At 45.1% G+C, this 12,389-nt stretch carries 13 protein-coding genes; 9 read left to right on the forward strand and 4 right to left on the reverse strand.

Annotation, left to right across the window (positions count from 1 at the left end; translation table 11 throughout):
• Window positions 1–26 precede the first annotated feature (26 nt).
• A complete protein-coding gene (locus QUA71_RS24625; RefSeq protein ID WP_190733770.1) occupies window positions 27–704 on the reverse strand; it encodes a uracil-DNA glycosylase in 678 nt (225 codons plus the stop codon).
• A gap of 193 nt (window positions 705–897) precedes the next feature.
• Here QUA71_RS24625 and QUA71_RS24630 point away from each other — a divergent pair, with 193 nt between their 5' ends.
• Both QUA71_RS24630 and QUA71_RS24635 read left to right on the forward strand, forming a co-directional pair.
• Window positions 898–1,569, forward strand: coding sequence for a phosphoribosyltransferase family protein (locus QUA71_RS24630; RefSeq protein ID WP_333289087.1), 672 nt, complete (start codon window positions 898–900; stop codon window positions 1,567–1,569).
• 42 nt (window positions 1,570–1,611) lie between these two features.
• Window positions 1,612–1,902: a hypothetical protein gene (locus QUA71_RS24635; protein WP_333289089.1), complete on the forward strand. Its 291-nt coding sequence runs from the start codon at window positions 1,612–1,614 to the stop codon at window positions 1,900–1,902.
• Window positions 1,903–2,091: 189 nt separating this feature from the next.
• Here QUA71_RS24635 and QUA71_RS24640 read toward each other — a convergent pair whose 3' ends face one another.
• Together QUA71_RS24640 and QUA71_RS24645 are read right to left on the reverse strand one after the other, a co-directional pair.
• On the reverse strand, window positions 2,092–2,463 hold the full coding sequence (locus tag QUA71_RS24640) for a VOC family protein (RefSeq protein WP_333289091.1): 372 nt from the start codon (window positions 2,461–2,463) through the stop codon (window positions 2,092–2,094).
• Between the two features lie 60 nt (window positions 2,464–2,523).
• Window positions 2,524–3,144 (reverse strand): histidine phosphatase family protein, encoded by a 621-nt coding sequence (locus QUA71_RS24645; protein ID WP_333289093.1) that lies wholly within the window; start codon window positions 3,142–3,144, stop codon window positions 2,524–2,526.
• Window positions 3,145–3,199: 55 nt separating this feature from the next.
• On the opposite strand from QUA71_RS24645, the gene QUA71_RS24650 reads away from it, so the two are divergent.
• Window positions 3,200–3,667, forward strand: coding sequence for a hypothetical protein (locus QUA71_RS24650; RefSeq protein ID WP_333215684.1), 468 nt, complete (start codon window positions 3,200–3,202; stop codon window positions 3,665–3,667).
• Window positions 3,668–3,815: 148 nt separating this feature from the next.
• On the opposite strand, the gene QUA71_RS24655 is transcribed toward QUA71_RS24650, so the two are convergent.
• Window positions 3,816–4,142: a hypothetical protein gene (locus tag QUA71_RS24655; RefSeq protein WP_333289095.1), complete on the reverse strand. Its 327-nt coding sequence runs from the start codon at window positions 4,140–4,142 to the stop codon at window positions 3,816–3,818.
• A gap of 472 nt (window positions 4,143–4,614) precedes the next feature.
• Between QUA71_RS24655 and QUA71_RS24660 the strand changes: the two genes are divergently transcribed.
• The 6 genes from QUA71_RS24660 (at window position 4,615) to QUA71_RS24685 (ending at window position 12,234) form a co-directional block, all read left to right on the forward strand.
• Window positions 4,615–4,896, forward strand: a complete 282-nt coding sequence (locus QUA71_RS24660; RefSeq protein ID WP_333289097.1) for a hypothetical protein — start codon at window positions 4,615–4,617, stop codon at window positions 4,894–4,896.
• Window positions 4,897–5,204: 308 nt separating this feature from the next.
• Window positions 5,205–6,032, forward strand: a complete 828-nt coding sequence (locus tag QUA71_RS24665) for a PHP domain-containing protein (protein ID WP_333289109.1) — start codon at window positions 5,205–5,207, stop codon at window positions 6,030–6,032.
• A gap of 198 nt (window positions 6,033–6,230) precedes the next feature.
• On the forward strand, window positions 6,231–6,440 hold the full coding sequence (locus QUA71_RS24670; protein ID WP_333215676.1) for a CsbD family protein: 210 nt from the start codon (window positions 6,231–6,233) through the stop codon (window positions 6,438–6,440).
• Between the two features lie 294 nt (window positions 6,441–6,734).
• Window positions 6,735–7,691 (forward strand): hypothetical protein, encoded by a 957-nt coding sequence (locus QUA71_RS24675; protein ID WP_333289099.1) that lies wholly within the window; start codon window positions 6,735–6,737, stop codon window positions 7,689–7,691.
• Window positions 7,691–8,554: a DUF1822 family protein gene (locus QUA71_RS24680; protein WP_333289100.1), complete on the forward strand. Its 864-nt coding sequence runs from the start codon at window positions 7,691–7,693 to the stop codon at window positions 8,552–8,554. Before QUA71_RS24675 ends, QUA71_RS24680 begins: the two co-directional genes overlap by 1 nt.
• Before the next feature lie 416 nt (window positions 8,555–8,970).
• Window positions 8,971–12,234, forward strand: coding sequence for a CHAT domain-containing tetratricopeptide repeat protein (locus tag QUA71_RS24685; RefSeq protein ID WP_333289102.1), 3,264 nt, complete (start codon window positions 8,971–8,973; stop codon window positions 12,232–12,234).
• Window positions 12,235–12,389: the final 155 nt, after the last annotated feature.

Below are 12,389 nucleotides of genomic sequence, written 5' to 3' on the forward strand. Positions count from 1 at the left end.
GCACAAACAAAAAAATATTAGAATTGCTATTTTAATTCATCCAATTTAGCCTTTATAGCTTGCATATCTTGCCACATATACCATTTCGGAGTCTCCGGTTCACGGGAGGGGTTTCGCAGCAAGTAAGATGGGTGGAAAATTGGCATACACAAACGATTTTCCCATTCAATCCATTGACCTCTGATTTTACTAATGGGCCGCTTGTCGCTTAGCAAACCTTTGAGGGCTGTTGCACCGGTTAATAAAATAATTTTGGGGTCTAAGATGCGAATTTGTTCGAGCAAGTAAGGTTTGCAAGCTTCGATTTCTTTTGCTGTCGGAGGGCGGTTGTTGGGAGGGCGACATTTGATGACGTTGGCAATGAATACGTCGGTTTCTGCACTCAATCCCACGGATTCTAAAATCTTATCTAACAGTTGGCCCGATCGCCCGACGAAGGGCAATCCCGTTTCATCTTCGTTTTGTCCGGGCGCTTCTCCCACAATCAAAATTGAGGCTTGAGGATTGCCGCGCCCGATGACAGCGTGAGTGCGCGTATTGCCCAATTCGCAGCGGTAGCAGCGGTTGCAGTGCTCGCCGATTTGTTCCATATTTTGATAAGTGCCGGGAGGGATGGGAATTTTGGCATTTGCTGGTATTGAGTCTGTTTGAAAAGTGGCACTTTGATTGTTGTCAAAAAGGCTGAGTTGCAAGTCGCTGGACATACATTTTACAATTAGGGAGAGATTTTGGAGTCTAGAGTTTATAGTTTAGATCGGGTTTGGTGATTTGAGATTGGCTAGATGCTTGTATGGGGTGCTGTCGATTCCCTACGGGATAGCTACGCTCGCGCGTACAATCTCCAATTAACACTGGCACAATCTCCAATTTTTTGGTTGAGCTCGTACAGGCAAAAATATGTTCTCTAACCCGTTTTTTGACGATCGCGCCGATGCAGGCGAAAAACTGGCCGAGGCAGTTGTGGGCGAGCTCGGCAAGTTGAATTTAACGGCACAGGAGGCTGTGAAACCGATTGTTTACGCCTTGCCGCGCGGGGGTTTGCCCGTTGCTGTGCCGATTGCGCGTCGCTTGGGCTGTCCTTTGGATGTGGTTGTCGCCAAGAAAATTACTCGCCCAGATAATTTAGAATTGGCGATCGGGGCTGCAACTGCTGACGGTCACGTCCTCTGGGAAAAGCAAAAGCTGCTGAATTGGCGCTTGCAAAAATCCGCCCTGCCCCGGGCTCAAAATAATGCTCAATCTCTGCTGGCAGATTTGTCTCCTGGGCGCCCAAATATCAGCGCGGCGGGGGCTTTGGCGATTTTGGTAGATGACGGCATTGCTACGGGGATGACGATGGCTGTGGCGGCTAAGGCTTTGGAGTCACAGCAACCGATGGCTTTGTGGATTTGCGCGCCTGTCGCCCCGGCAGATTTGATGGGATTTTTGGCCCAGATGGGCGATAAGTTGATCGTTCTGGAGACTCCTCACCCTTTTTACAGTGTCAGTCGCTTTTATGGGCAATTTCCGCAGGTTGAGACGGCGGAGGCTTTAAGGTGTTTGCAGCAACAAACTGAATGGCGATCGTAGGTTAAGCTAGAAGGCTAAATCTAAAAGCTCGATCGCTAAAACATGAGACCTTGGCAATATTGGTTGGACACTTTGATTCTGTCTACTCAGCACAATCCGCCTCGCTTTGTTGAGCTGGTAATGTTAACTTTGGCGATGATGTTGCTCGGGCTGTGGAGTGTAACATTGCAGTGGCAGTATTTAACGCTGTCTCTGAGTTATATAATTGGTTCGTCTTTTTCAATTTTGGTGCGGGAATCCCTCGGCCCACGGCCTCAATTCCAACTAACTCATCTGACAGCATTGTTGTTATTAATTATCAGTTTTTATAGTTTTGCTGAACTGATTAGATAGTTAAGGCTGTTTTGATTTGTAGACGCGGGTTTGACAATGTGATTGCGAAGGTGGTGAAGCAATTGCATAACTTATATAGCAATCCTCAGCGGGTTGTGAACTAGATGTTTTTTTGAACGAACCGCGAAGACGCGAAGGACGCGAAGGAAAGATCGAGGGTTAACAAATCATTAGCCATCATCCTACATTCTAATGGGATTGATGTAAAATTATGCGGTTCCCGGCAGGATCGAAGGCATAGATTTCTAGACCGTGAGAAGCTTTGATAATTTCTCCGTTGGGCGGATAACCTAAAGCCCAAATTCGGGCGATCGCAGTTTCGATATCGCTGACTTCCAAACACAAACTGATGCCTGTTTTGGCTCGATTTGCAAATTCCGCTTTGTGGGAATCTTTTGGTTTGAATATGCCGAGTTTTAAGCCGGGGAGTTGAAATTCAGCATAGGTATTGGGAATATAAGGGTTTGGTTCTATGTCGAGAAATTTGGTGTAAAATTTAACGAGAACTTCCTTATCAAGGTCGGCTAAAGTCACTAGGGCGGCGCTGTATTGGAAACTCATATAAATTGGTAATGGGGAATTGGTAATGGAAAATTGATAATATTATAACTTTCTATCTATTTAAAATCCTCCAATTCGTCCGACTATTTCGATTTTACCTTGTCGATCGCTTTTGAGAATCACAGCTTCGCCGCTTTGCGGTACAATATCAGTAATCGCGGTAATATTTACTTGATGAGTTACCAGAATAATCGCGCCTTTGGTGTTGCGGTTGTCAACAATTAATTTGCGGATTCTCGCTGTTTGTCTGGCTTCTGTGCTGCTGTCGCTAAAGAACGAGTTCAGCGCTGGGAACGGTTCGACTTTGCCTATATTTATCAGTTTTGCTGTTTCCAAACACCTACACCACTGACTGGATAAAACTCTGGCAACTTTGATGTTGCGGTTGCGAAATTCGGCTCCAATTTGCTTGGCTTGGGTTTGTCCCTGTGCTGATAAATTGCGCTGGGTGGAACAGTCACCCAACTTAAAGTTAGCAGGATCTCCCGTACCTGGGGCGATCGCGTGTCGCATTGCTACCACCAACCCCGTCTCCCCCCGCTGCAACAATTGCCACCCTGCTTGAGTTTGCGCGTTAGTTGCTGCGTCAGAACTTGCCGTTGCAATCATTAAGCCGATCGACAATACTAAAGCTAGCGATCCGAAAAACCATTTCCAGTTGAGGTCAATCCGCGCAGCCATTGTTCCAGAACTTAGAAATTATCTTATCATATTATAATACAACAAATATTGCTCTATGGAACTCACCAATTTTATTGCTCTGTCTGTCATTATTGCCCTCGTGCTGGGGATTGGGTTGGGAACAATGACTTGGGCTTACTTCGGCAAGGGCAGCATTTCTGTACTCTTTAAAGAACCAATTTTAACTTACCCAGAATTTCCCGATACCGACAGCGGCAGTAAAGCTTCCGTTTATTTTCAACAAGGAATTGAGGCTTATCAGTCAGGAAAGTACCGCAAAGCAAAAGATAAATTTACCAGCGCTGTAGAACAAGTTTCAACTTTGGCAGAAGCTTACCACAATCGCGGCTTAGCTTGTGCAAATTTGCGATCGGATGAGGAGGCCGTTGCAGATTTGATCCGTGCAAGCGAATTATACCAACAGCAGGGAGCTGGATTTGCCCTCGACACGATTAAACAAAATCTGGCAGCCTTGAAGCAGCGCAAATTAGAACGAGAAAAACAAAAAGCAGTAGCGACCTAAATTATTAGGTTGGGCCAGTGGAACTCAACTCAACCCTAGAGTTGTGGTCGGAAAAACCCGGTTTCTTGAGTGTGGTTGGGAGAAACCGGGTTTTTTTACAGAATTTCTATTAAAGTTGAAAATCAAGATTTAACTTTCTCCGGGTCAACTAAATTGTTCTGGAATCTTCTATTTGGTCGATTTTAGAAATCATCATTTCTCGGCTTGAAGCCACAACTCGATAATTAGTAATGGGATCGTAAGCTTCCCACTCTTGACTCACTTCGCTGTCTTCCCACAAAAACCATTCCCGATAAATTTCGCCGTCATCAATGTCGCCGCACAAGGGAAGCCAATCATCTCCTCCCAAGCTCTGGAAATCTCCTCCTACTAAGTCAATCCAAGCTGCAAGGATACAAGAGTCAATAACATTATTATTAACAGTGACTGCGTTAGAGTAAAGAGAAGTTTCTGGAAAACAAAGTGTGGATTTCATAAGCTGTACCTGAATGTTATGTTATTAATTTATAAAAAAATCCTCTAGGTCAGTGACAGCAGAATGCCACTATCCTAACCTCCACAGTTGCCACCTCGAAAAACCTTGACACCCAAAGCGCTCAAATGCCTCTGCCGTATGACTTGAGACCGCTTTGAGGCAAGTCGCTAGACAGGCTAAATAGAGCCACTTTGCCAAGTGGCATACAAGAAAGCCCGATCGACCAAATATTGCTGGCGAAGGATCTCCCGCATTGGGGAGCGAAGACAGTGCAACTGGTAATTCTATACTGGGTAAGTTGGCAACTTTCAGTACAGTTTTTGTGATAAAATTAGCAGTAAGCGGACTTTCGTACCGACAGCCTGGTTTGGTCAAAAGCTTTGCAACGAGCTTTCCAATCGTGGTGCGATCGCCAGTTTTGATTTATTGTTAATTTTGCCAAGTCCCGATCGACTGTTAGGGAAAAAAATTTATGCAAGCAACCAACCAAGAAAGAGTTATCGATCTGATAATCCACTATACCAACGGCAAACAGCAACACTTCCAGTTCATTGCGCCAGAGGGAACAGTAGGAGAGCAAGCAACTTTAGGCACTCGCCTGCACAAAATGTTGACTGCAGACCCGATAATTCTCGAATTGGCAGATAAACTGGTAGTTATCCCAGTTCACAACATACAAAGTATTGAAATATCGCCGATTCCTTCCAAATTGCCAGAAGGTGTCCTTCACCCAATGCGAGAAATCAAGAAATAGTGAAGGTACTCTGCATCTAAATTTAACTGAAAAGGCGGGTTGAATACCCAGGTCATGCAGAGTTTGAAGAAGCATAAATGTACCAATTAAAGGCGCAACAAGTTATTACAAATAATGAGGAAAAAATGTTGCTGACAGTGAAACCTTTTCCGAAAAAAATGCAACTGTAGACAACCTCCAAGCCCTTATAGCATCACTCATTCCACATCTAAAATCTAAAATTGAAAATCTAAAATAGTATGAGGATATATCTCACCTGAGTGAGGGAAATAATTGCAGGTTTTACAGACTTTAACTTAGCCGAAAAAATGCTAGAGCTCCACTGTCACACTACTTATTCCGACGGCACTCTCACCCCTGCCGAACTCGTAGCCGCCGCCGCGTCTTCGGGGGTTCGCGCCTTGGCTGTCACCGATCACGATACGATGTCGGGTTGGGAGGAAGCCTTCGCCGCTGCTGCTTTGCACGGTATCGAAATAGTCCCCGGACTCGAACTCAGCACCGTTCACAACGGCCGATCGCTGCACATTTTAGGTTTTTATCCCGATGCAAATAAGTTGCGAGTTCCTTTGAACGATCGCCTGGAAGGACGGTTTCGCCGATCGCAGGAAATGGTCGAAAAATTAGCAGCAATGGGATACGCGATCGAACTGCCAAAAACATCCCCAGGAATGGCACCGGGAAGGCCTCACATTGCCTCTGCGCTGGTAAAAGCCGGTCACGCCAAATCATCGCGGGAAGCATTCGATCGCTGGCTGGGAGATGACGGCCCGGCTTATGTTCATTACGAGAAATTCTCGATCGTCGAAGGGATTGATTTACTGAAGAGTTGCGGCGCAGTACCAGTTTGGGCTCACCCTTATTTATTTCGCGGCGGCGCTGTTGAGGAAGTCTTAAAAGAATTAGTAGATGCTGGTTTAATGGGAGTTGAAGTATACCATCCCAGCCATAGTTCTAGCCAAATCCAAAAGTTGAAAGATTTGTGTCTTCATTACGGTTTGCTAGCAACTGGTGGCAGCGATTATCACGGCCCAGATCCTGAAAGGAAAGCAGCAGATAGCACCCAATTGAATATGCTGCATTTGCCGTTAGAATTACTGGAACCAATTAAAGTTGCTGCGGCGAGTTTGAAATAGTTTTTTAGGACGAATTTTGCGGATGTATACAGTTGTCACAAAAAAATCCTTGGTTTTTTGAGTGACGAGTTTGGCGGAAGTAAATCATCAGAAGAAGACCGAGGTCAAGCAGAATATAAATTAATATGAAGTTAAAGGCAATTGCAGCCGAGTTAATTTTACAATGTTACTATAGCAACTTGCCAAACGGAGCTTATTATGAGTGCAGAAGACAGAGCGAAGGCGATCGGCAAAAATTTAGAAGGCAAAGCTCAGGAAATTTTCGGTAATATCACCGGCAACAGAAAAGACCAGGTTGAAGGCAAAGCCAAACAAGCCGAAGCTGCCGCCCGCCACGCAGCAGAAGATGCTAAAAATGCGGTGAAAAATCTGGCCGATAAAGCCAAAAGGTCGATCGACAAATTGTAGAAACCGCGCTATACCAAATCCGCGCTAATAGAATTCGCTGCATATCAAATCCTTTGTTATCAATAGGGTTTGATATGATTTATTTTGGGAATGTGCATAAACTTGGTGACTCCTGCGATATCTCTTCAAAAGCGCAGTGGAGAAGTCCCTATGATGATTGATTTTACACCGGATTAATTTCGTAGTAAGGACTTCAGTCCTTATCGCATTGCCTTTACGAAAAATTTTTGCTCAATTCTGCATAAAGCCGCCAAAACCTGCGATATCAGAGTATCAACACGCAAAAACTGGACTATGACGAGACATGATACCCCCGTCGAAGCCTTAGCAGGTTTAGTTCCTGTAGCCGCAAGTTTCAACTTGTTGCTTCCACCCACGGGTTGGGAACTCAAACCGATTTCCTTGACTTTGTTATTGCTGGCAGGTTACAGCGCTATTTTCCCTGGGAGAACCGAATTATCTCGATGTCATCCGAACGTGCCTGTGAACACCGACGAACAGTTACGCCAACTTCTACAACTCTTGAAAGGCTCGCAAGAGGGTAGTAAGGAACAAGAAAGACTCAAAAATCAATTGTGCCAACTCATCCCCCATTTGCCCGGAATTCGCAAGCATCCTTATCCTAATATTGATTTAGAGGAAATGATGCAGGAAGCTTATTGCGGTTTTCTCAAAACGCTTTCGGCATTTTTGAGGGGAATTGACCTCGACAATCTCGCTGCTGATGTGTTGCGAACCCGAGTGGTTCAGCGGTTCAATAAAACTCTCAAGAACAAAGTCTATGAGCAATATCGCCGGATGCAGCAACAGATTTTTAGTGTTAGTTTTGATGCTCCGATTACGAGCAACCGAGGTGAAAAATTTGAGGCTCAAGAACCGATAGACCATACCACGAAAAATGGAATTGAGCAACTCATCGAGAGAGAACAAGCTCAAAATAAGCAGCGCATCGGCCGCAAACTATGGCAGTGTATTGAAGACGATCCGATGGGAGAACTGCGAAACAGTTATCCCAATGAAAAAATAGATAAGAAGAAGCCAAATAATCCCGAAAATCGCCGCCCTCGACCGGATGCCAATTCTCACGTACTCGCACTGCGATTGCTGTTGCAAGACCCTCCAGATAAATTGTCTAAAATTGCCAGAGAGTTAAACATTGACTATCAAACTCTCAACTCTCACTGGAAAAGAACAGGTTTGGCTCTCGTCAAAGAGATTGCACTTAAGTTTGGATATCAACCCGAGGAATAATGGTGAATAGCAGAGATACTTATTTGTTAGAAATTCCTCTGGAGCAAACTGCCCGCAATTTGGCTCTGCAATTTGCTTCAGAGCAAGCTAATCCGCAAAAAGGCAAGCGGGTTTATTTCAATACCCTGGCGGTTTGGGCGGTTAACTATTTCTTGGAATGGATGGAAATGGAAACCGATATTGATAGCGGTGATAGTTGGAATCCAGCAAGGCGGGCGGTTGTGGATGTGGGCGATTTGGTTTTGCCGGGGATTGGCAAGATAGAATGCTGTCCGGTTCAGCTCGGAGAATCGGCGATTTCTCTGCCGGAAGTGCGGGAAAATCGCATTGCTTATATCGCTGTTGGGTTTGCCGAACCTTTCGATAAGGTGAAACTTTTGGGCTTTATTCCGGCTGTGGAAATTCTGGAGGAAACGGAAGAAATTTCTCTAACTAATCTCAAACCAGTTGAGGAATTGTGGGATTATTTGGATCGGATTGAGTTGGCAATTCCGCTGTTGCAAGGTGAAATTGAAGAGTTGCTATCTGATTTGGAAGAAGATGACCCCGTACAAGCACAAGTTCGGGATAAATTGCAAAACAAATCTATTTCTGAAATTGTGGCAATTTTGAATAAAGTTTGGCACAGTAGTGAGAAATCTGACTGGGGATATGAAGGAGGGAAGGCTTTAGCGGGAAGTGGTTCTAGCAGTGGAGGTTTGGGAAATAGAGATATATCTTTCTCTCGCGATCAATCTTCACCTGTTGAGAAAGCTTCAGATATTGACGAGGATGTGAAAGCGGAACTGAATCTGATTGCTGAAGATTTGTTGGAGAAATTAGCTGAGATTTGGGGAGATGGTGATGATTTTGCCTTGTCATAAATCGGCAATCTCCCATAAATCTGGATAAATTTCCATGACTTGTAGGGGCGGGCTCACTAACCATATCTGATAAAAATCAACAATCTAAAAAATCCACCCCATCCCCGCCATCAATACAAAAAAACATTAAAATATTGCGTTTTTGGGTTTTTTGCATGGGGTGGGGGCGGGTTTTGGAGATTGTTTGTTGGTGGCGATTATAGGTGGTGAACCCGCCTCTACAAAATGGGAAGGGTGTACATGAGATTTATCGTTGGGTGGGGGCGGGTTTTTGAGATTGTTTGTTGTTGGCGATTATGGTTGGTGAACCCGCCCCTACAACATTCCAAAGACAAATATCTAGAATTTTTCAGGAATCTGCATAATTCTCCCCCAAATTGCCGATAGATATATATACAGAATAAAAGGAAACTCCAATGGACGAACAACGCCTCGCGGCCTATCTCGAACTGATTCAAGCCCTGCTTGAGTGCCCTAGCGGTGAAGAGGAGGATATTCTCAACGCCAATCTAGAGTTAGTTGATGCCAATTTTCTGCAAGTCATGGAAGCGGAAGCGGAGAAGATGGCAGCAGAGGGCAACTCAGATGCAGCAGCTTGGTTGCAAAATCTAGCGGCACATTTGGCAAATTATGTCACCAGTACAGCAACTCCTGAAGAGTATTTATCTTTCTTGGGGGAGGTGTTGCAGGCCACGTCAGACAGTCGGGGAAACCCTCAAGTTGTCTATCCTATTTTACAACAAAATATCGATAAATTTAATCTAAGGTTTGCGGAAAAATTGCAAGCTTGGGCAACATCCACATTCACAGAAGTCACATTAGAACAAGCTAACTCAATCGCAGCAGATATTGGCGAATTAGGCAACTTAATTCAGCAGTTTCCGCTAGGCAGGCGGGCATGGAATTTAGAAATTGCCATCGCTTGTTACAAGTCAGCTTTAGAAGTCTACACCCGCGAGAATTATCCCGAATATTGGGCAACGACTCAAAACAATTTGGGGGCTGACTACAGTGACAGAATAGAAGGAGTCAGGGCGGCGAATATTGAATTGGCGATTTCCTGTTATCGGTCAGCTTTAGAAGTCTACACCCGCGAGAATTATCCCGAAGATTGGGCAGCGACTCAAAACAATTTGGGGAATGCCTACAGAAACAGAATAGAAGGAGTCAGGGCGGCGAATATTGAATTGGCGATTTCCTGTTATCGGTCAGCTTTAGAAGTCTACACCCGCGAGAATTATCCCGAATATTGGGCAACGACTCAAAACAATTTGGGGGCTGCCTACACAAACAGAATAGAAGGAGTCAGGGCGGCGAATATTGAATTGGCGATTTCCTGTTATGGGTCAGCTTTAGAAGTCTACACCCGCGAGAATTATCCCGAATATTGGGCAATGACTCAAAACAATTTGGGGGCTGCCTACACGAACAGAATAGAAGGAGTCAGGGCGGCGAATATTGAATCGGCGATCGCCTGTTATGGGTCAGCTTTAGAAGTCTACACCCGCGAGAATTATCCCGAAAATTGGGCAATGACTCAAAACAATTTGGGGGCTGCCTACAGAGACAGAATAGAAGGAGTCAGGGCGGCGAATATTGAATCGGCGATCGCCTGTTATCGGTTAGCTTTAAAAGTCTACACCCCTACCGCTTTTCCTTTAGAATGTCTGGCATCTAGCAGAAGCCTCGGCAATACGGCTTTCACTGCTGGTTTCTGGGAAATTGCGATCGAAGGATACGAACAAGCGATGACAGCGGTGGAATACAGTAGAAGTTGGGCAACTTCGGACGATCGCCGCCAACAGATGGTAGCAGAATCGATCGATGTTTACGAAAAGGCAATTCAAGCTTGCGTCAACAGCAATCAACTGGAAAAAGCCATAGAATACTGCGACAGAACCCGGGCTCAGCGGTTAGTCGATTTAATGCACAGCAATGATTTGTATGCTAGCGGCGAAATTCCGCCCGCAGTGCAAAAATATTTGCAGGAATTTGAGGCGAAGCAGCGGGAAATTGACGCAGAAGTTGAACAACTCCGCAAACCTTCTGAAGGCAATAAAGAATTAGCCAGTGTGGGGAGTCAGTCGCGCAGTCGGGCAGAGTTATCTGCTTACACGGAGAAGATTCAAGAATTGGAAGCCCAGAAACAGCGAATCTGGGAAAATATTCGCAGTTTAGATCCAGTTTTAGCGGGACAAGTTCAAGTCGATCCGATGCAGTTTGCGAAGATGCAGAAACTCATTGACAATTCGCAGACGGCGATTCTCTGTTTTTATACCACGACTGATGACACTCATGTTTTTGTGATTTACAAGGATAAAGCGCCGCAGATTCACACTTGTCAGGGAGAGGGTTTGGCAACTTTTCAGAAGTGGATTCGCGAGAGTTGGTTGTGGCCTTATTTGCAGGATTGGAAAATTTGGCAACAGGGGATGGGTGAGTTTTTGTCTCACTTGTCGCGGCGGTTGAAAGTTGATGACTTGATTGGTAATTGTTTGGATGAAATTGAGGAATTGATTGTGATTCCGCATTTGTATTTGCATCAGATTCCGCTGGCGGTATTGCCGATAGAACCGCCCCAACCCCCCCTTAGTAAGGGGGGGCTTAAGAATCTTGATTCTGCGCTTGTTTCTGGGCATGAACCCCCCCAACCCCCCCTTGCTAAGGGGGGGCTTAAGAATGAGAATAACTCTCTGCTTCTGGGGCAAGAATCTCTTCTTTCTCCCCCCCTTAGCAAGGGGGGGCCGGGGGGGGTTCTTAGCGATTATTTCCTAATTCGTTACGTGCCCAGTTGCAGAATCTTGGAGTATTGCAGTAAAGACCAAACCATCGAATCGCCCAAATACGGCATTGTGGAAAATGCCACGGATGATTTGTACTTCACTCCTTTTGAGTGCGAGCAAATTGCCGAAATTGTGACCAAACCTGAGCGCTTAAAAGGAAGTCAAGAAGCCACAGTCGCAGCCTATCGAAACCTCGCCCAAAATGTGAATGTAATCCACTCCAGTCACCACGCTGTCTCGCGTTTGGACAATCCTTTAGAATCGCGATTGTTTTTAGGAGACGGGAGTATCACGTTAGGGGAATTGATGACACCTGGTTGGCGCTTGCCGCAGTTATCCGATGTGTTTATGTCCTGCTGCGAAACTAATTTAGGAGGGACGGAAATTACCGATAATCTTCTTAGTTTGGGAACGGGGTTTTTGTGTGCGGGAGTTCGGAGTGTGGTCAGCACTTTGTGGGCGGTGGATGATTTTGCTACTTCGTTGTTTGCGATTTTTTACTATCAGTATCGCAGTCCCAAGGAAGGTTTGAGTCGTCCAGAGGCTTTGCGACGGGCACAGGTGAGGTTGCGGACAATTTCTGGTGCGGAGTTGAAACAGCTTTATCAACTGCAAATCGATCCGTTGCTTCAGAGAATTATTGGGGATTTCAAGTCAAAATTGGCTGTGGTTCAAAAGGAAAAACACAAGTTAAAATTGCGGCAGAAATCCTACCACAAGGAGACGGATAAGTTTAATAAGTTGGGGGCGGAGTTGCAGAAAATAACGAAGCAAGAGAATCAGATTCAGAAACAGAAGAAAGGATATGAAAGTTTGAAAGAAAATATTTACACTATGTCAAATCCTTTTGATGATTTGATTTATTGGTCGGGGTTTATTTGTCAGGGTTTGCATTGATTTATGGTGTTTGATGGTGTTAACAAACACGTCTGACACACATTCCGGCGGGGATTTCAATCCCCGCCTCACAGCGCAAGTTGACGGGGTGACAACCCCGTCAAAACATTGATAAAATAAAGGACATAGCCCTTAGACCCCTCTGAAAAAACGGT

The sequence above is a fragment of the Microcoleus sp. MON1_C5 genome, assembly GCF_036701875.1.
Lineage (GTDB): Bacteria > Cyanobacteriota > Cyanobacteriia > Cyanobacteriales > Microcoleaceae > Microcoleus.

Excerpts from the sequence above, each read along its gene's own strand:
- QUA71_RS24650 (WP_333215684.1), top strand. The coding sequence starts at position 3,200 with ATGGAACTCACCAATTTTATTGCTCTGTCTGTCATTATTGCCCTCGTG.
- QUA71_RS24665 (WP_333289109.1), top strand. The coding sequence starts at position 5,205 with ATGCTAGAGCTCCACTGTCACACTACTTATTCCGACGGCACTCTCACC.
- QUA71_RS24675 (WP_333289099.1), top strand. The coding sequence starts at position 6,735 with ATGACGAGACATGATACCCCCGTCGAAGCCTTAGCAGGTTTAGTTCCT.
- QUA71_RS24625 (WP_190733770.1), bottom strand. The coding sequence starts at position 704 with ATGTCCAGCGACTTGCAACTCAGCCTTTTTGACAACAATCAAAGTGCC.
- QUA71_RS24645 (WP_333289093.1), bottom strand. The coding sequence starts at position 3,144 with ATGGCTGCGCGGATTGACCTCAACTGGAAATGGTTTTTCGGATCGCTA.
- QUA71_RS24680 (WP_333289100.1), top strand. The coding sequence starts at position 7,691 with ATGGTGAATAGCAGAGATACTTATTTGTTAGAAATTCCTCTGGAGCAA.
- QUA71_RS24635 (WP_333289089.1), top strand. The coding sequence starts at position 1,612 with ATGAGACCTTGGCAATATTGGTTGGACACTTTGATTCTGTCTACTCAG.
- QUA71_RS24670 (WP_333215676.1), top strand. The coding sequence starts at position 6,231 with ATGAGTGCAGAAGACAGAGCGAAGGCGATCGGCAAAAATTTAGAAGGC.
- QUA71_RS24640 (WP_333289091.1), bottom strand. The coding sequence starts at position 2,463 with ATGAGTTTCCAATACAGCGCCGCCCTAGTGACTTTAGCCGACCTTGAT.
- QUA71_RS24655 (WP_333289095.1), bottom strand. The coding sequence starts at position 4,142 with ATGAAATCCACACTTTGTTTTCCAGAAACTTCTCTTTACTCTAACGCA.
- QUA71_RS24660 (WP_333289097.1), top strand. The coding sequence starts at position 4,615 with ATGCAAGCAACCAACCAAGAAAGAGTTATCGATCTGATAATCCACTAT.
- QUA71_RS24630 (WP_333289087.1), top strand. The coding sequence starts at position 898 with ATGTTCTCTAACCCGTTTTTTGACGATCGCGCCGATGCAGGCGAAAAA.
- QUA71_RS24685 (WP_333289102.1), top strand. The coding sequence starts at position 8,971 with ATGGACGAACAACGCCTCGCGGCCTATCTCGAACTGATTCAAGCCCTG.